The sequence below is a fragment of the Acidiplasma sp. genome (assembly GCF_038728925.1).
GTDB classification, from domain to species: Archaea; Thermoplasmatota; Thermoplasmata; order Thermoplasmatales; family Thermoplasmataceae; genus Acidiplasma; species Acidiplasma aeolicum.
Genome location: NZ_JAVYSZ010000011.1, coordinates 13,703 through 31,769, shown reverse-complemented (window position 1 = coordinate 31,769; position 18,067 = coordinate 13,703). Strand labels below are relative to the sequence as shown.

Sequence of the window (18,067 nt, the reverse complement as noted above, 5' to 3'; positions counted from 1 at the left end):
TAGTTATTTATTTATATTTGCAGCGGTATAGGTTTCAACGTTTTTTTCAAGGGAATTCTTATTTGTTTCTGGTGCCATAATGATTGCTATTATCAGCCCAAAAACTGAAAATCCGGCAAATATTGACAATGAATGGAATACAGGAAATAATGGAAATAGGACAATACCCATTATGGCACCAACTCTTGACACTGCTGTTGCAATGCCCTGTATGGTTGACCTAACAGTAGTATCAAATAATTCTGTGGGATAAAATAATGTTACAGCCCCAACCCACTGCTCAAATAGTACAAATATGAAAAAGAAGGGTACTGTATAAAGGCCTGAAATTTTAATGATGCTCCCAAGAATTAAAAGCAATGACATTATGAAAAAACCTGAAATTGTAAGGAATCTTCTTCCAAGCCGGTCTGCAAGTGGCATTGCTATTATATATCCCAGTATGCCACCAATTGATATCAGCATGCTTGCCTCTGCTATTGATCTAAACTGATGCTTAAATCCCAGTGTGCTGAATATTACTGGATAATAAAATCCTATGCCATATGCAGCAACATCAAATATAAACCATGCAAGTATTACAAAAATAAAGGTTTTGCCGTATTTTGTTTTTATTTTATATTCCGAATTTTTAAGATTATCCGATCTGCCGGCTATTTCAATCTCAGAATATTCCGCATCCTCTATTTTTCCGTGAGATGCCAGCCACCTTGGTGATTCAGGTACACTTAGCCTTAATAGTATTATTGGCACTGCCATTAATCCACCCAGAATAAATGTATATCTCCAGAAATCGTAGTAAATTACGAAGAAGTAATTGGCGGCTGCTGAAACAAATGCCCCAACCCAGTACATTCCAACCATTGTTATTAGAAGCTTTCCCCTGGTTTTTTTTGGTGAAAATTCAGACATCATTGTGGAGCTTATTGGATAATCACCCCCAATGCCGAATCCCATAAGAAGCCTTGATAAAAACAACTCAATAAAATTTGTTGAGAGCCCCGCTGTAATTGCAAATAATACAAAGAATATAAGGTCTATGCCAAATATCTTTTTTCTTCCAATACGGTCTGATAAAATGCCTAGCAGCGGTGCACCAGCCAGCATTCCGGCAAAGGATGATATGTCTATTAGTATGTACTCAAGTTCACTGAGATGAAGCTGTGCCGGTAAAACAAGGGCAGCCATGGTAATTATGGACAGGTCATAACCGTCAAGAAACAGACCTGTGGATGCCAGGGCAAATAATTTAATTCCATTCTTATTAATCCTCGAATTGTCGATTGCATCAAAAGCCATTCTCACACCTCCAAATTTTTAAATCCATACGAGGATTTAAAGTACAAAAAAGCCCTTAATTATATATTAAACGTAATTTTTAATCATATATAAAATTAAGTGCCTGGAAAAAAATGAAAATTAAGCAATTGACGATAAATTTTAGAGATCATATGGCAATAAAAAATGCCTAAAATAAGGCCTGCCTAAAATATTTTTTATAAATAATTATCATAAATCTGGAATCAAACCAAATATCCCTGAATTTTTGTGTAAAATTTTAATTATTTTACGACAAAATAAAATATTATGTTTATAAAAAGTCAAATTTTGTAATATAAACAGCTGGAAAGGTTTATTATACCAAAATATTTATTCTGCCATGAATTCTGACAGAAGTTTAAAACCGGATCAGGTGGGATTGTGGCACGATATTTTCCAGAGTTTCAGCCATGTTGCCCCGGCCGCAGAGGTTGCAATACTTATAACAGGAACCGCACTGGTTGCAGAGGGCAGCACACCGCTGGTTTTTTTGCTCGCACCATTAATAGTGCTCTTATGGTTAAACACAAATTATCAGTTTTCTGGTAAAATCTCCAGCTCCGGCGGATATTCTGCATTTTCCAGGGCAGGTCTTGGCAAAACGGCCGGAGATTTAACTGGATGGTTGTTCTTCTTTAATGAGTTCTTGACATATACCGGATTTGCTCTTTTATCATTTGCTGCATTTATTTTTCTAATATCCCCAAAAATTTCGTCAATTACATATATATGGATACCAATTATGCTAATACCCCTAATATTTACAACTGTATTTGTTTATCGTGGTGTGAGGGTATCATTAAATTATGCTGTGTACACGGGAATTATTGAGACACTTGTTTTGACCATAGGTGCAATAATTATAATAATAAAGGTTGGTACTGGAAACACATTAACCGTGTTCACAGCAAAACCTGTGGGAAATGATTTTTCTATTATAGGTCTTGGATTATTATTTGGTCTTTATTCATACGGTGGCAGCGGGTCTGTTATTGCCCTTGGTGAGGAATCCAGGGAGCCTAAAAGATTGATTAAAAAGGCAATTCTATATGGATGGCTAATTGTTGTTATCCCACTGGCGCTTAATGCATATGCACTAACTGTTGGGTGGGGATTAAATAATATATCATCCTTTGGGTCATCGCCTGATCCAGGCCTTATAGAATATTTTACATTTCTGGGGCCCTTTGGTGGATGGCTCTTTGCCGCAATAGTATTAAACAGTTTTCTTGATTTTGGCATAGCCATTAATAATTCTTTAACAAGGATGCTCTATTATTTATCCAGGGATAGCAATATATTACCATCATATCTAAGTGAAACGCATAAAAAATATGGTACGCCTTATAAGGCAATACTTACAACTGCAGTTTTTTCATTTATTATTGCACTTATTTCCGGATTAATATTTGGACCATTTATAGGTGCACTGGTCATAGAGGGTGCGGCATCAATAGCATTCATGTTACAGCATGCAATAGCAACATTGAGCCTTCCTGTATACACCAAAAGGGAGAAGGAATTCCATATATTTGCTGATTTAATTATTCCGGCAATAGCAATAATATTTATTGGATTTGCAATATTCAGCACTGTATATCCTGTTCCTGCATTTCCATTAAACCTTCCTGCATATATGGTTGGTGTATGGATTTTAATTGGCCTTATATTAATAATAATACTTAAAAAATTTTCATCCCAGAAAATTGAAAAGGTTGCAGAGGTTAAATAAAAAATTATTAATTAAAAAAATCAAAAGATTATTTTTATTTATTTTTAAAAATTACTGTGAATCCTCAGCCTCCATATTAAATCTATCATAGTCATTCTGTTTTTCAGACAATTGAACCCTCTCTGGTCTAATGTAATATATGACAATATACAATAAAAGTCCAATAAACGATCCAAAGAGTGCCTTTGGGAAATAGGCAAATATGTAATCATAGGGGCCTATTCCAAATATGGCTATCACAGTGCCTATAAATGCTGGTATAAGGGACGCAAATTTAATATTATTTTTTATATTTCTTGGTATTTTATAATAGTCACCTATTCTTGTTGTATGCCTTAAATTTTTGAACCAGTCAAAAATGAGTATGAATGTAAATGGAAATATAATTGCCTCGAGAATGTCTATGAATCCGGATATACGGGCGAGGATGCCCTCTATGGCCAGTATTATACCGCCAATTCCAAGGAGCAGTGTTGCGACAGGCTGTGCCCATTTTTCATGCACACTCTTACCAAATAATGGCTGTATTGATGTTAATAAATCAGCAGTTGCGGGATAAAGATTCATTGCATTTGGGTGTATCAATGATAATGCCAGAAGAATGGCCGCGATGATTATTATAATTCTGTCTGTTCCGGATACACCGGGAAAAGATAGTACTGCAATATTCCATCCACTTCCAGGATTTAAACTATTGCCAAAAAATCCAACAATGCCCATCAGCAAAACAGGTAGCATAATTCCCAGGGGGCTCGCAACAAAATATCCAGCCCTTGTTTTTTTGTTTTCTTTACCAGAAAATGGCCTGCCAAATCTTGATTGTGTCGAGATCTTATATGTCCATGCAAGTATTGAAAATCCCAGTAGAAAATCCAGCGCACCTCCCCATGTATACTTACCGATAGGATTTAAAAGATTAGAAACATTGATTGTATACGTTGTGAATAGAAAATATGTTAAAATACCAAAGCTAATTACAAGAAGCGGTGCTGTGTACCTAAAGAAATATTCAAGCCATTTTGCACCAAGAAGTACCAGTAATATCTGTATTGCCCCCATAATAATGTACCAGTATAAAATTGGAGAATGTGTAAGGCTGCTTAATATTACGGCACCAACACTATCATTAAGGCCAAAATAACCAAGATTTAAAAATGTGAATATTAGTGAATATGCTCCAGAGGTCATATACCCGTAGGTCTTTCTTGCAACAACAAGAGATGGTACCGGTATCTGCCGGCCCATATCTGAGATCAAACCCGCAGGTATGAGTCCTATAAGAAGGGCAATAACAATTGCAATAATTGCATAAATAAGGCCCATATTATATAATTCCTTACCAGCAATTGGAACAAGTGCGGCACCACTTGCCATTGCCCAAAATATAAAAAATTTCCACGGTGACATATTTCTCTCATTTTTTGGTATGGGATTTACACCTATTACCTCAAAACCATCCTCAACCACTGTATTATCAGAATGTTTTGGCATAAAATCCATAGTAAGCCAAAATATTTAAGCATAGATTATTTTTAAATATTATAATAATATTAATTAAATACTATATAGTATATAATAAACCAAAATTATTTTTACATTAAAATTATATATTAAATCAGGGTGCACTGTACCCATGAACCTTTATAAACTTTATTCCAAGATTCCTTGCAAGCTCACCATCAATATCATCCCTATCACCTATAACAATAGAATTTTTAAGATCTATACCGTATTTTTTTACAGCCTGTTCCACCATTCCTGTTTTAGGTTTTCTGCATTCACAGTTTTCTTCTGGTTTGTGGGGGCAAAAATAGAAATCCGATATAACAATTCCATGCTCCATAAAAATTCTTTTTATTCCATCATTAAATTTTTTCATATCATTCACTGTGAAATATCCCCGGTTAATACCGGATTGATTTGAAATAACAATTATTATATAGCCACTATCATAATACTTTTTAAGTATTGGAATTATGTCATCATATATTTTAAGATCTTCTAATTTATATGTATACCCTGCATCGTAGTTAATAGTACCGTCCCTATCAAGGAATATTGCAGGTTTCATAATAAATATGAATATGAAGATGGTTAAAAATTTTTGTTTTTAAAAAAATATAATAAATTTAAATCTCAATGGGATTATCATATGATGTTTCATCCAAGGATTTTCTTTCTGTTTTTACATATTCAGGATGGAATCTATAAAGAATTAGAACTATTATGAAGGCTAATAGGAAGAAAATACCCCCTATATATCCAATATAATCTACATGAATTCCAGAGGTACCAACTATTAAAGGTGTAAAGAGGCCGAAAATTCCTGCTTCAAATCTCATTGTAAACCATACAAACCCCTGTCCTGAATTTCTTAAGCTTGTTGGGAAATGTTCTATTGAAAGTAATCTTGTTGTTGGCCAAACTCCAAGCCCTTGACCAATACCAAATAACAAAAAAGACAAAAGGAGGACCCCTACATTTTTCAGAAATGGCGGATAGACAAGCATAAAGAATGATATAGATGACATAATAGCACTTATAAGATATAATGGTACACGTCCGAGTTTATCTGATAAATAATAAAATATTAGCACGCCAGGGACTATAGCACTGGCAAAGTATATGGCCTCAAATGCAAATGTTACTCTAGCACTAACAAGATGAAGTGAATCAAATATATACGGAAAGAATTCCCCGTATGTGGATGCTGGAATTCCCCAAATTAAATATAAAAACCAGGAAAATAGTAAAAAGGGACCATATTTTTTGAATAATTCTGCATATTTTCTTGATGAGTATTCTTCCTTTGTATCAGATCTACTTTTAACATTTAATTTTTTTGCAGATTCATTTATATCTGCAGTTCTTCCTTTTAAAATATCGAACCTAGGAGATTCGGTTAAACGCCTTCTTAGTGCCCACGCAAGAAAGGCTACAAGTCCAAGCATTATCCAGATGGTTCTAAATAGAATCATACCAGAATTTACAAGTGCAATTGCAAATCCTAATTCAACAAGAACACCGACGTACCACATTACGGTAGTTACACTCATAAGTCTGCCTCTGTAATTTTTTGGAGAAAATTCTGAGATTAATGACCAGGACGTTGGGACATCAGCACCTACAGCTAGACCTACAAGAGCATAAAAAATCATGGCCCATATAATATTAAAGGAATTTGACGGAAATACACCAGTAAGAGACAAAAGTATTGATGAGACACCATATATTATCATGTCCACCTGATAAATATATTTTCTACCAAACTTATCACCGAGTCTCCCAAAAAATAAGGCTCCTAAAGCACATGCTATTAATGTTATAAATGCAGGCAGTCCTTCTTCTATAGTGTTAAAATGTAACAATGTTGCTATAGCTGCAAGCGTAATTCCTGTTCCCGCAAACATTCCTGCATCAAGAAAATCACCTAGAGATGCAATTAATGTCCACTGTTTATGCGTTGAAGTTAAACTTGCATTATCAAAATCTTTTATATCTGGCATACACTCACTAAAGTTTTATTTCCAATATATATAAATATTCATTTCCCAACTTTTCCATATACTATAAAAAATAATATATGATATTATTTAAATTAATGGTTTTTCTTATAATGTAATTATATAGAAAATATGATTAAACGGAATTTACGGTATTTATCTAAATGAATTAAATACAAACAAATAAATTTATTAAAATTTTTTATCGCTTATTCCTGGGTCATAAGCTGATAATACGTTTTTATATCTCCTTAAATAATTATATGCTTTATGGCATTCAAATATGTTTTCTGCTATACCTATTGGCAGATTTTCATTTACATTTCTTGGCTTAAATGATGCATCTGTAAATACTATTTTACCTTTTTTAGTATTAATTATAAACGCTTGGGATGATCTATGATGGCAGCCTACCCAAACTGCTGTTATTCCTGGAATTAATTCTACTGGTATGTCAGATTCATAAAATTGAATCCTAGAATAAGCATCAAATATAAGATATTTAAGTTGTTTTTCTGGTATAAATAAATTCCTTTTTATATTGTGATATCCAGGAGTTATTATATCTTCAATCCAACCCTTTCTAGAAATGAAATATCTAGCATTCTTAAATTCATCTAGTCTTCCAGTTGTATAATCCTGCATGGGTGTAAATGCTATATTTTTAATATCTTCAGTTTTGAATTTACTTGAATCCAAAATTTTTATTGAATCGTATGATTTAAATAATGCTCTTTCTCCCGCAAATTTTTCCATTTCATGGTTCCTTTCGGTTAAGTCCAGTGGCATTCCTGTATTTATAAGTACATTTGTTTCATCATTATAAGCAATAACCATGTGAAAAGTAAGCCTTTCCCATTTCCTCCATTCAGTCATCCTGTAAACTTCTGGCCCAGGAACTTCAGATTCTCCAATTTTCAATATAATTACATTAAATACATCATTCATATTTATAACTTATATTTAATTATAGAAATTAAAATTAATTCCTGACATTTCCAATGTGTTTAATATAAAAGTGATTTTTATTAATTTTTTAACTAATCGAAATAATTTATTAAAAAATGAATTTAAAATATAAAATATGATATTTATCAACTTTTATTTTCTTTACTTTTTCCATATTTAACTTGATTTTTTGGTAAGTATTCAATACCAAATCCCGCCTTTTCGTTTAGCTCAAAGTAACCATTTTTTGGAAAAGGAATCCCGGAAATGTTCTGTTCCATCCATTCCCTGTATTTTGTGAGAAATTCCGCCATAGGTGTGATGCTTTCAGGTTCAGAAGCAATAAAGTGAAGATTGTAAACATTTCCTGTATGGGGTATAACTACTGCACCATATGCCTCTGCCAATGCAGCGATTTTTTTCATTGCAGTAATTCCACCTGCCCAAACAGTATCGCATTGTATAATCCTTATACCCGCATCTAGAAGGTGTTTTACATCATATATATAATAATGATGTTCTCCTTCTGATATTGGTATATCAGTTTTCTTTGATAATAATTTCATTGATTCAAAATCATCTGGGAGAAACGGTTCCTCCATCCACGCTATTTCATATTTTTCTAGAGATTGTGCCATTTTTAATGCAAAATTATAATTCCACGACATCCAGGAATCACAAGCTAATGAAACATTATAGCCAACAGCATCTCTAATAATTTTAACTAACTCAATATTTTTTTCAACACCATCTATTTTGGATGGGCCATACAGAAACCTCATTTTCATGGTTTTATACCCCTCATTTACATAAGATATGGCCTCATCCTGCAGATTTTTTACATCTGTTGGATGAAGATGGCTGGCGTATGCCACAATTTTTTTTCTTGTCTTTCCGCCAATAAGTCTGTACACAGGAATGCCAAGAGATTTTGCATATATATCGTACATTAACAAGTTAATTGCACTTATTGCATGCATTGCAATACCTCCGCGTCCAACCGGCAGTGTGTATCTGTACATGTAATCCCATGCCATGGAAATATCCTCAAGATCAAGCCCAATAATTTTGGATTCTATCGCCTTAATGAAATCTGCAACGATCTCTGTAGTATTGTAATATGAAATTATATCTCCAGATTTCATTTCAAGTGTATATATTTTATTTATCATAGCAGCATCTGTCGGGGATTCATCACCAATGAAATCTATGTAATAATCTGTAGGTTTTACATATGGGAACAGAGGTTGCTTAACTTCCATTATATTTATAACTCTCAATGATTCTATTTTCATATTCTATAAATATCTGGGTTTTTATTAAAATATTATCCGGAAATTTCCGAAGTTGCTAATAAACTCTGTATATCGTATTTAATTCAAGATAAACACATATCCGGAATATTCCAAAATCGGAATAATTTTTATAGTCAGTAGTATTTTATAATAATATCAGCATTGATTTATATAACAAGTATAAGAAAAACTTATATATAAATAACAATTAAATAAATTATGAATACCCATTCATTATCGGAAGAAAACATTATAAGGGTAAATTTTAAAATGAATCATGAAAATTGCTGGACCAATATAACTGAAAATATGCCTGTAAAGGTACATACTCTAGCACATAATGTGTACCGTGATAGAGGATATATTTTTGGCTCTATTGAGGTAAAAGCACCCACAGCTAATATTATACATGAATTTTTACACAAATTTAAAAATTCAAATGCAATTAAGGAAATATACAATATTTTACCTATAAATGTTAATAAAAAAATATACCAGATATTCTTTAAGGAAAAGTATGATGGGATGATAAGTTCAATACTTTATGAGAATGGTGTAATATATCAAAATGATTACATTGAGAACAATGTTGAGACTGTTAATGCCTTAATTAGAAATCAGTCTGCAAAGGATTTAAAAAGTGAACTTTCAAAAATTGGGGAAATTAAAAAATTTACGCTTTCTGAAATTAATTACCATGAATACTACAGTGATTTTTTTGAACTTACTGAACAGGAAAGAACCATAATATATACAGCATTTATGAATGGTTATTATAGTATGCCTAGAAGGCTCTATCTTAAAGATCTTGAAAAAATGACAGGCATCTCAAAATCAGCACTAGAGGAATATATAAGGAAGGGAACAGAAAAAATTATACATAACTGGATTAATAGTAATATACCTATATTATACTCAAAAGATAGGTGATTTCAATGCGTTTTGATAATAAAAATGCCGTTATTACTGGTGGAAATAAAGGAATAGGAAATGCAATAGCCAAAGGTCTTGCAAGGGAAGGGGCGAATATTATATTTACATATGCACATGATGTAAACGCCGCAGTAGAAGCTGAAGGATATATGAAAAATCTTGGCGTTAAAGCATATGGTTATAAAATAGATCAGAGAAAAATTAATGAAATTCCAGCATTTATAAATTTTGTTAAGAAAACTTTTGACCATGTTGACATACTTGTTAACAATGCAGGTATATGCCCATTTAAAAATTATTTTGATATAGATGTAGGCCTTTTTAATGATGTCTGGACTTTAAATGTGGAAAGTCATTTTTTCATAACACAAAAAATATCTCAGTTAATGATACAAAATCATATCAAGGGTAGAATATTATTTATAAGTTCAATAAGTGCAATAGTTGGTGGAGAATACCAAGCTCACTATACAACGACAAAGTCGGGTATTAATGGAATGATGCATTCACTTGCAATAATCCTTGGTAAGTATGGAATTTTGGTAAATTCACTTGAACCTGGAACTATTTTAACCGATATTAATGCAGATGATCTTTCAGATCCTGAGAAAAGAAGATACATGGAAAAAAGGATACCACTTGGCAGGTTGGGTACTCCAGAGGATATGGTTGGTCCAGCATTATTCCTTTTATCAGACGAAAATACTTATGTTAATGGTGCAGAGCTCCTAGCAGATGGGGGAATGTTAGTTAATTTACAGTAAATTTAATTAAATTTTTTTAGAATAAAATATATAAAATATTAGTATTAAATAATATCCTGTGAATATAAGATCTTTTGTTTCGGATGATCTTAAAGGCATCTATGAAATTGAGCACAGTGCATTTGATGTTGGTCCATATAATATAGATGAAATAATTGAAATGGTTTTTTCAAAGGATGCATTTACCCTTGTTGCAACAGATTCTGATGAATATATAGGATACGTTACCGCAGTTCCATTAAATGAATATGAGGTTGATATTGAAAGTATAGCGGTTATCCCGAAGTATCAGGGGAGGCATCTTGGGGATTCATTACTTGATTCCATAGAGGAGATAATAAAGAAAAAAGGATATAAAAAATCAGTGCTTGAGGTACGGGAAAAAAATTATGTTGCCATTAATTTTTATTTAAAGCACGGTTATGTAAAATCAGAGTTTTTAAAAAATTATTACTGCATACCATATAAGGGAAGCAAAAATGCATTCAGAATGGTTAAGTCTTTATAATGGAAGCTGCCTTGGTAAGAATGCTCTCATCAGCAGAGACTATAATATCCCTGCGTTTTATGTTTTCATTGAGCGCGTTTACTATATATGATATCTTATTAATTTCATATTTTTTATCCTTATAATATACTGTAAAATCCGTTTTTAACCTGGACTTTTCATTAAAATAAAGTGGTGGGTTTACATCTATTATATATAAATCACTATCAAACACGGACATTTTTTCCCTTATATTATTTAAGGCATCCTCACTGTAACTACTCCTGTATATTATTTTATACAAATTTCTGGATTTAATCTTTTTTATAATTTCAGAGGATTTTTTATCATTTTCCAGGGCATAAATAAACTCGTAATCGTTCATTCTTAGATCATTTTTATCCTTTCCATTATAAAGTTCATAGGCAATGCCCAGCATTTTCTGTGCTATCCTGCATGTTTTATGAAAATAAACAGAGCTATACATTAAAACCCTGCCTATTATTGCCGATTCTATTGTCGGTATTGACTTTTCCTCACCAACTATGTCATTTTCAGATATTTTTATGGTATTAAATATCCTTTTATAATCGATATTTCCAAGATTAACACCACAGTAAAATGAATCCCTCCTTAAATAATCAAGCTCATCAACATCAAGTGACCCACTTATTATTTTAGATAAAACCGTTTTTTTATTTCTTCCTGTGGCAAGGTCAGCTATTTCCTCAGGGTTATATCCATATTTATTTAGTATTTCAGGGATAACGCTATCTCCATATATCCCCTTACCTGTAATAATGTCAGATGTTAAATCCTCATGGATTAATCCAAAATTTTCAAAAAATTTATCCTCTATGGAATGGCTGAATGGTGTATGCCCAATATCGTGCAGCAATGCAGCAATTTCAAGTCTTTCATCATTAATCCCTATATAATTTTTGATCTCACTGGCAAGAAACATTGTCCCTATGGAATGTTCAAATCTTGTATGGTTTGCCCCTGGAAAAACCAGGTTGCAGAGCCCGAGCTGCTTTATATATCTTAATCTTTGAAAATATATTGAATTTATAATGTCAAGAAAAATCCCGCTTACCTTCACCGGCCCGTTTAAAGGATCCTGAATTATTTTATACATTTTATCATCAATGCTGGACACACCCGGATCAGACCAGGTGTTTTGGTAGTGCCCTCCACTTCCTCTCCTCCCCGCACCCTCTCAGCATCGGCGGTCTGAAATACCGTTGCTCCCTTCCGGGCCTGGCGGGTTTTTTCAGCAAATTATACATGCATTCTCCTTTGAGTATGCATGTATAAACCCCCGATCCAAAAGGACAGAGATTCAACGATTCCATGGAGACTGCCAAAGGCCTGGTTGCCCTCACCGGGCAGTCGCCCCCGCATTTAGGCACGGGTCACAGGGAGTGCCTGGCTCCCCGGTCAAGTCCAGCGATAAGATAATTATATCATGTTAAAAAAATTTATGCTATTTCAATGCATATTTTTATAATATTCTTTGGCCATTTTATAATCATATTCTGTATTAATATTAAAAAATGAGTTGGAATTAAAATTTATATTCTCATATGCCAGCTCTGCATCATTTAAATATTCATAAAAAATGGAAATGCCTGAAAGCTCATTATTTATTAGCATATTCAATATTCCGGTCTTATAATTTTTTGATTTTTCAATAAAGGATTTCAAAAGTTCCTTATCTATTAAAATATCTGCAGGAAGAACAATGACGGGCAGTTTTAATGAATTTATTGAGGTTTTAAGATCCATGGCATAATCACCGGTTCCATTTATTATATTTATATCCCCAATTTCATTTAAAAAAACCGTTTCCGGCCCGGTACATACATTTATATTTAGACCAAGGGATTTAATAATTTTTAATAATCTAATGATAATGGCCTCTCCATTGATCATAAGAAGCATTTTTTTAGGATTACCAATTCTTTTTCCCATACCACCAGCCATTATCAGCGCTTCCATAGGGTCACATATTTTTATCCGATAATAAACTTTTTAAATTTAAGAAAAATATGCATTGACCTTTGCAATAATATAATATATAATTTTTTTATGCAATAACATGGGCAATGGAATTTACATTCTTGGCATGGGCCTTTCCGGAATTTATGCGAAAATGGCAAATAAATCAGCCATTTCTATTGATAAAAGTAGGTTTATTGATATACCAACAAGGTACATATATATTTTAAATGGATATGAAAATGATTATGCACGAAAAGAAAGGCGGGTTGATATACTGGATGATATAAAAAATGTTGATTTTAAAAACAGGGAAATTAAGGGATTAAATAAAACATACACGTATGACAAATTAATAATTGCACTTGGGCACTCACAGGCCTATGAAAATATTGATGGATATGAGAACATGATTAAACTTGAATCCTCCAAGGATGCAGATTTATTAAAAAATAGACTTGAAAATAGTAATAACGTTGTAATAATAGGTGGTGGTTATCTTGGCGTTGAACTTGCTGGCATCATCAAGGGTAAAAAAATAAACCTGATAAATTCCGGAAAACATCTTCTCAATGGTATTAACATAAATGCCTCCAATTATATAAAAAGCAAACTTGAAAATATGGGTGTAAACATTATTATGAATGAAAGGGTGATGCATGTTACCAGAGATAGGGTTATTACTAATAATTCTGAAATTTTGGCAGACACTGTTATTTATGCTGGTGGAATAACCGGAAATAAAATCATAAAAACTTTTGATATAAAACAGGAAAATTCAAGAATTATTGTTAATAATAAACTAAGGTCTGTTGAATATGATGATGTTTATGCCTGCGGGGATTCAATGAAAATAATGAATTTAAACGTACCACTGACAGCGTTTATGGCCAGAAAATCTGGTGAGATTTCCATGAAAAATGCCATGGGAAATGATCTGGAGTTTAAATATACAGCATCCGGGAATATCATAAACATAGGTGGTGAATTATTGCTTATAAAATCCAATAAATTCCAGAAAAATGGTATTATAAAAATTATCAAGAATTATGTAAACAAAAAAACAGACAAAACAATTAAAAAATTAAACAATAATTAATTTTTATTTATTAATAAGGAAAAAAGAAAAAGTTATAATTAAATTATACTTATTATCTTATGCCATCCATTTCAGTACTGCTTTTTGCATATAATAGAAAGGATTTTTTAAAAGATTCACTTAATTCTCTTGCATCACAAAAATTTAAAGATTTTGAGGTTATTTTAATATCAAACTTTAGTTTTGATTTAAGCAATTATACTAATTTAAATGTCAGACAAATTATTACAGATGGAATAATTGGAAATTACATTTACCTGGGAATTAAAAATGCAGGTTCGGATATTATTGTTTTCATGCACGATGATGACATATTCCTTCCTGAAAAGCTTGAATTTATTTATAATGAATTTTCCAGCAAAAATATTGGGTATATCCACAATAATTCATTGTTTTTTTCCGGCAACATTAAAAATGCATCTTACAGGCAGCTGGGAAGAAAACCAGATTTTAATATGTCATCAATTTCTGTAAATAAGAACATATTAATGAGATATCTTGAACAAATAAAAAAAAGTTTCAGCTGCACCGGACACTTTTATTTATTTATGTGCATTAGATAATTCGTGCAATATTTTGAACACCAGTACCGTGCTCACATATTACAGGGAGCATCAGAAAAATACCTCAAGAAATAATTACTGTTCATGGTTAAAATTATATCTCAATAATATTGTGTATTTTCAAAATATTTTTGATTCCAGAAGACCTAAAAAGCATTTAAAGAGGATATATGTAATAACCCGATTTACTATATTTTCCAGAGGTTTCGATAAGACCCCACCGGAGTTTATATACTGGATTTACCTTTTATTTTTTGGGTTTTATTCTGTTAGACCCCTACTTGTTTTAAGATCATTTTTAAAATATTTTAAACTTACAATAAAATAATAAAAATTTATTTTTGCCCAGCGGCTGGTTCAGGGACATTTTCATCCTCCTTTTTTATTTCAGGTTTATAGTGCCTTAATTCAAATAGATTTGTGTGCCTGAACATTGATGATATTTCCTCAACTGAGAGGTTTTTGGTCTCAGGCATAATGTAAAATAAAGTTACAACTGCAATTACAGAAACAAAAGCAAAAATTATAACAGAATAGCCAAGGCCGAGTACGGATTTCATGTAAGGAAATATCTCATCAACAACAAAACTTGTGGTCCAGTCTATTAATGCAACAATGGCGGCAAAAAACCCTCTTGATGCAGTTGGAAAATATTCCCCCTGAATCAGCCATGCAACAACTCCACCACCTATTCCAAAGAATATTAAATAACCTGCAAGGCCGAATAATAAGCCTATATCAACATGCATTAAGTATAATATACCACCAATGAAATCACTTGCACCCATGCCTATAAATCCTATTAATGCAAGTTTGCGCCTGCCAACCCTGTCTATTGCAGCCATGCCATAATATGTTGCCACCAGCATTATTGCCACAAGTATGGCTGTTGCGCCAATTGAATATGCATCCGATATAACCTTATTTGTTACGGATGGGAATATGGGAAGCCCGGATATTATGTAAGGCCCGTAAATTAATGGTATATTAACACCGTTGGCTATATAAAATATCATAAATAGACCTGAAATTAAAAGTGCTCTCTTCGCCCCAGAGTCTACCTTTCTTGATCTTTTTTCCTGTGCCTGAAGTCTCTCAAATGTATAATTAAGATCCTGATCATTGACGTCAATACCAAATTTCTTTAAGGTTTCTCCAGCCTTGTCAAATTTCCTGTTCAGAATTAACCATCTGGGTGATTCCGGCATTTTCACCCTGATTATTAGTGCAATTATCGCGGGTATAATGGCAAGTCCCAGTATAATTCTCCAGTCAACAGTATGGGCCAATGCTGGTATTTCCAGAAATATAATCATTGCAACCAGAAAGGACAGAAATATCCCGAGTATTATCATATACTGCTGCATGGCACCTGACCTGCCCCTCCTAGATTTTGGTGTGAATTCACTTATGTAAGCTGTTGCAACGGCAGAATCAGCACCTATGGCAAAACCAACGACGGTTCTGGCAATCATGAGCATAACAACGTTTATGGTGATAATTGATAAAAATATACCAAGAGCATAAACAGCTATATCTGCAATTAAGAAAAACTTCCTGCCATACCTGTCTGTAAGAAATGCTGCGGTAATTGCACCTATGGCAGCGCCAAGCAGCGCCCCCGAGGCTATGTATCCAACAACAAAGGCAGAGGCGTGTGGATTATAATAGGGTATATAAATTAATACAGATCCTATATCTGATTGATCATAGCCATACAGAAAACCACCAAGGGTTGCCATTAGCACAAGGCTTAAATAGAAACTTTTTAGTTCTGGATTCTCTTTATCTAAATCATGTAGCAAATTTTTCATAAAAATCTTTATATACAATCTATATTTAAATATTACTTTACAATGTGTATTTTCAAGTTGTTTGTATAAAAATATTTATAAATATATTAATATAATAAATAAACCTTATATTATTCGAACAAAAACTTTAAATTATTTACTTGAAAGATACGATATAAAAATTACATCTTTTGAGACATCAATATTTTTTTATTTATAGAGAACTGTATAATTAAGAATATTATTAAAATTATGGTGAACATAATTGTTGATACTACTGCCAGCTTTAAAAGCCCAGATACTGTATCCTCAAGAGCCTGAAAATATCCAAATAATACATAAAATAACATGCCATTGATGCTTATCCTGTATTTATTAAATTTTATGAAAATTCCAATAACCGCCATAATTATTAATGAGGCAGCAAACCATCCGGCAAAATTTGATAAGGGAACGCCAAAATATATGCCGGGTTTTATCCAGTGCCATAAATGCAGTGAAAACCGTGGATCGAATGATAGGTCCAATATAACCATTAAAAATGGTACCGAATACAGTCTAAAATTACCTGCAATTCCTGCAAAATAAATAATTGAAACCCAAAAAAGAGGTATTGCATATGGAACTCCATATATCCTGGGCCCAAGCAATGATGTATAATAGTATCTTCCAAAGGGATAACCCGAATTAACTCCTATTATTTCTATTAATAATGATGTAAAGTAACCCAAAAAAATAAATTTAATTGTGTTTTTTGAACCAAGATAATTTAATGAATGGTAAATATATATAAATATAAAAATGATTTCATATATAATTGCAAGTTCATAAATATGGGAATACTCGTATATTAAAAGCATAATAATGCCGAAAATTAGATATGTATATACAGCCTTCCAGCATCTTTCCATTATTTTATAATGGCAGAATAGAATTTTAATATTTTTTTAATTCAATATTTAAATCATAATATTTTTATAAAAATATATTCTAAGGTGTTTAAATGAATCTATCATATTTAATAATTATAATATTCGTTTTATTTATAGCCATAAGAAGAATGTATTCCGGCTTAAATGGCAGAAAATTCAGGGCATCAAGGATTTTTTCCCTACCATTAATTTATGCAATTTTGCTTCTATTCTCACTTGAGGGAATTTATTCAAATTTAGATTACACAATTCTTGTTCTTGTCCTAATATTTCCAGGAATACTATTTGGCCTGAGGCTTGGAGATAACATTGAATTTTTTTATAGAAATAACAGATTGTATTATAAAAGGTCGCAGGCAATAATGGCATTCTGGCTTGCATCATTTATTGCCAGAATATTTCTTTTCCTGTTATATCCATTAAATATCCTTGCAGGATTTATTATCGATTTAATACTGGCATTTACACTTGGACTTATAATAGGCGAATCATTAACATTGTACAGCAGGTACCGGGAATTTTTAAATTCAAACAGGGATTTAAATGGGGGGCAATAATTTTTTTAAAACCATCCCCTGGGAGGCCATTTTATTGGATTAAAAATTAACAATTTTAAATAAATAATTACTCACAATCATTTGAATATAAAGGTATTTCCTAAATATTAAATATTACATGCATATACAGTTATGAAAGT

The 18,067-nt window shown here is 32.3% G+C and carries 17 protein-coding genes and 1 other RNA gene; 7 read left to right on the top strand and 11 right to left on the bottom strand.

Annotation, left to right across the window (positions count from 1 at the left end):
- Positions 1 to 3: 3 nt before the first annotated feature.
- The gene (locus QXW15_RS05460) at positions 4 to 1,299 is read right to left on the bottom strand and encodes an MFS transporter (protein WP_048101117.1); all 1,296 of its coding nucleotides are present in this window, start codon (positions 1,297 to 1,299) and stop codon (positions 4 to 6) included.
- 361 nt (positions 1,300 to 1,660) lie between these two features.
- Between QXW15_RS05460 and QXW15_RS05455 the strand changes: the two genes are divergently transcribed.
- Complete coding sequence (locus QXW15_RS05455) at positions 1,661 to 3,052, top strand: APC family permease (RefSeq protein WP_048101118.1); 1,392 nt, start codon at positions 1,661 to 1,663, stop codon at positions 3,050 to 3,052.
- Positions 3,053 to 3,103: 51 nt separating this feature from the next.
- Here QXW15_RS05455 and QXW15_RS05450 read toward each other — a convergent pair whose 3' ends face one another.
- The 5 genes from QXW15_RS05450 to QXW15_RS05430 form a co-directional block, all read right to left on the bottom strand.
- Positions 3,104 to 4,543, bottom strand: a complete 1,440-nt coding sequence (locus QXW15_RS05450) for a cytosine permease (protein WP_342790094.1) — start codon at positions 4,541 to 4,543, stop codon at positions 3,104 to 3,106.
- Positions 4,544 to 4,667: 124 nt separating this feature from the next.
- The gene (locus QXW15_RS05445) at positions 4,668 to 5,123 is read right to left on the bottom strand and encodes an HAD-IIIA family hydrolase (protein ID WP_048101119.1); all 456 of its coding nucleotides are present in this window, start codon (positions 5,121 to 5,123) and stop codon (positions 4,668 to 4,670) included.
- Positions 5,124 to 5,181: 58 nt separating this feature from the next.
- Entirely contained in the window at positions 5,182 to 6,558 is a 1,377-nt protein-coding gene (locus tag QXW15_RS05440; protein ID WP_048101120.1) for an MFS transporter, read from the bottom strand.
- 189 nt (positions 6,559 to 6,747) lie between these two features.
- The gene (locus QXW15_RS05435; protein WP_048101121.1) at positions 6,748 to 7,503 is read right to left on the bottom strand and encodes a hypothetical protein; all 756 of its coding nucleotides are present in this window, start codon (positions 7,501 to 7,503) and stop codon (positions 6,748 to 6,750) included.
- A 146-nt stretch (positions 7,504 to 7,649) separates the two neighbouring features.
- Positions 7,650 to 8,798, bottom strand: coding sequence for an enolase C-terminal domain-like protein (locus QXW15_RS05430; protein WP_048101122.1), 1,149 nt, complete (start codon positions 8,796 to 8,798; stop codon positions 7,650 to 7,652).
- 219 nt (positions 8,799 to 9,017) lie between these two features.
- On the opposite strand from QXW15_RS05430, the gene QXW15_RS05425 reads away from it, so the two are divergent.
- From QXW15_RS05425 to rimI, 3 genes are read left to right on the top strand one after another with little or no spacing between them, the layout of a single operon-like run.
- Complete coding sequence (locus tag QXW15_RS05425; protein WP_048101123.1) at positions 9,018 to 9,728, top strand: helix-turn-helix domain-containing protein; 711 nt, start codon at positions 9,018 to 9,020, stop codon at positions 9,726 to 9,728.
- A 5-nt stretch (positions 9,729 to 9,733) separates the two neighbouring features.
- Positions 9,734 to 10,495 carry an L-rhamnose 1-dehydrogenase gene (gene rhaD / locus QXW15_RS05420; RefSeq protein ID WP_048101124.1) on the top strand — a complete coding sequence of 254 codons (762 nt, stop codon included), beginning with the start codon at positions 9,734 to 9,736 and terminating at the stop codon, positions 10,493 to 10,495.
- Between the two features lie 58 nt (positions 10,496 to 10,553).
- Positions 10,554 to 11,003, top strand: coding sequence for a ribosomal protein S18-alanine N-acetyltransferase (gene rimI, locus QXW15_RS05415; RefSeq protein ID WP_052656681.1), 450 nt, complete (start codon positions 10,554 to 10,556; stop codon positions 11,001 to 11,003).
- Here the strand turns inward: rimI and QXW15_RS05410 are convergent.
- The 3 genes from QXW15_RS05410 to QXW15_RS05400 form a co-directional block, all read right to left on the bottom strand.
- A complete protein-coding gene (locus tag QXW15_RS05410) occupies positions 10,990 to 12,141 on the bottom strand; it encodes an HD domain-containing protein (protein ID WP_055032648.1) in 1,152 nt (383 codons plus the stop codon). The two genes, rimI and QXW15_RS05410, sit on opposite strands and share 14 nt — an antisense overlap.
- Positions 12,132 to 12,434, bottom strand: an RNA gene (gene ffs / locus QXW15_RS05405) — signal recognition particle sRNA. Before ffs ends, QXW15_RS05410 begins: the two co-directional genes overlap by 10 nt.
- A 39-nt stretch (positions 12,435 to 12,473) precedes the next feature.
- The gene (locus tag QXW15_RS05400; protein WP_048101126.1) at positions 12,474 to 12,983 is read right to left on the bottom strand and encodes an NTP transferase domain-containing protein; all 510 of its coding nucleotides are present in this window, start codon (positions 12,981 to 12,983) and stop codon (positions 12,474 to 12,476) included.
- 100 nt (positions 12,984 to 13,083) lie between these two features.
- On the opposite strand from QXW15_RS05400, the gene QXW15_RS05395 reads away from it, so the two are divergent.
- Together QXW15_RS05395 and QXW15_RS05390 are read left to right on the top strand one after the other, a co-directional pair.
- Complete coding sequence (locus tag QXW15_RS05395) at positions 13,084 to 14,082, top strand: NAD(P)/FAD-dependent oxidoreductase (RefSeq protein ID WP_048101127.1); 999 nt, start codon at positions 13,084 to 13,086, stop codon at positions 14,080 to 14,082.
- A 59-nt stretch (positions 14,083 to 14,141) separates the two neighbouring features.
- Positions 14,142 to 14,645, top strand: a complete 504-nt coding sequence (locus tag QXW15_RS05390) for a glycosyltransferase family A protein (protein ID WP_342790090.1) — start codon at positions 14,142 to 14,144, stop codon at positions 14,643 to 14,645.
- A gap of 335 nt (positions 14,646 to 14,980) precedes the next feature.
- Here QXW15_RS05390 and QXW15_RS05385 read toward each other — a convergent pair whose 3' ends face one another.
- Together QXW15_RS05385 and QXW15_RS05380 are read right to left on the bottom strand one after the other, a co-directional pair.
- Positions 14,981 to 16,459, bottom strand: a complete 1,479-nt coding sequence (locus QXW15_RS05385) for an MFS transporter (RefSeq protein WP_048101129.1) — start codon at positions 16,457 to 16,459, stop codon at positions 14,981 to 14,983.
- A 161-nt stretch (positions 16,460 to 16,620) separates the two neighbouring features.
- Complete coding sequence (locus QXW15_RS05380; RefSeq protein WP_342790089.1) at positions 16,621 to 17,349, bottom strand: carotenoid biosynthesis protein; 729 nt, start codon at positions 17,347 to 17,349, stop codon at positions 16,621 to 16,623.
- A 92-nt stretch (positions 17,350 to 17,441) separates the two neighbouring features.
- Here QXW15_RS05380 and QXW15_RS05375 point away from each other — a divergent pair, with 92 nt between their 5' ends.
- A complete protein-coding gene (locus QXW15_RS05375) occupies positions 17,442 to 17,927 on the top strand; it encodes a hypothetical protein (protein ID WP_048101131.1) in 486 nt (161 codons plus the stop codon).
- Positions 17,928 to 18,067 lie beyond the last annotated feature (140 nt).

Coding starts and splice junctions, on each gene's coding strand:
- QXW15_RS05390 (WP_342790090.1), top strand. CDS start 14,142: ATGCCATCCATTTCAGTACTGCTTTTTGCATATAATAGAAAGGATTTT.
- QXW15_RS05380 (WP_342790089.1), bottom strand. CDS start 17,349: ATGGAAAGATGCTGGAAGGCTGTATATACATATCTAATTTTCGGCATT.
- QXW15_RS05455 (WP_048101118.1), top strand. CDS start 1,661: ATGAATTCTGACAGAAGTTTAAAACCGGATCAGGTGGGATTGTGGCAC.
- QXW15_RS05445 (WP_048101119.1), bottom strand. CDS start 5,123: ATGAAACCTGCAATATTCCTTGATAGGGACGGTACTATTAACTACGAT.
- QXW15_RS05425 (WP_048101123.1), top strand. CDS start 9,018: ATGAATACCCATTCATTATCGGAAGAAAACATTATAAGGGTAAATTTT.
- QXW15_RS05440 (WP_048101120.1), bottom strand. CDS start 6,558: ATGCCAGATATAAAAGATTTTGATAATGCAAGTTTAACTTCAACGCAT.
- QXW15_RS05435 (WP_048101121.1), bottom strand. CDS start 7,503: ATGAATGATGTATTTAATGTAATTATATTGAAAATTGGAGAATCTGAA.
- QXW15_RS05400 (WP_048101126.1), bottom strand. CDS start 12,983: ATGGAAGCGCTGATAATGGCTGGTGGTATGGGAAAAAGAATTGGTAAT.
- QXW15_RS05450 (WP_342790094.1), bottom strand. CDS start 4,543: ATGCCAAAACATTCTGATAATACAGTGGTTGAGGATGGTTTTGAGGTA.
- QXW15_RS05395 (WP_048101127.1), top strand. CDS start 13,084: ATGGGCAATGGAATTTACATTCTTGGCATGGGCCTTTCCGGAATTTAT.
- QXW15_RS05385 (WP_048101129.1), bottom strand. CDS start 16,459: ATGAAAAATTTGCTACATGATTTAGATAAAGAGAATCCAGAACTAAAA.
- QXW15_RS05430 (WP_048101122.1), bottom strand. CDS start 8,798: ATGAAAATAGAATCATTGAGAGTTATAAATATAATGGAAGTTAAGCAA.
- QXW15_RS05375 (WP_048101131.1), top strand. CDS start 17,442: ATGAATCTATCATATTTAATAATTATAATATTCGTTTTATTTATAGCC.
- rhaD (WP_048101124.1), top strand. CDS start 9,734: ATGCGTTTTGATAATAAAAATGCCGTTATTACTGGTGGAAATAAAGGA.
- QXW15_RS05460 (WP_048101117.1), bottom strand. CDS start 1,299: ATGGCTTTTGATGCAATCGACAATTCGAGGATTAATAAGAATGGAATT.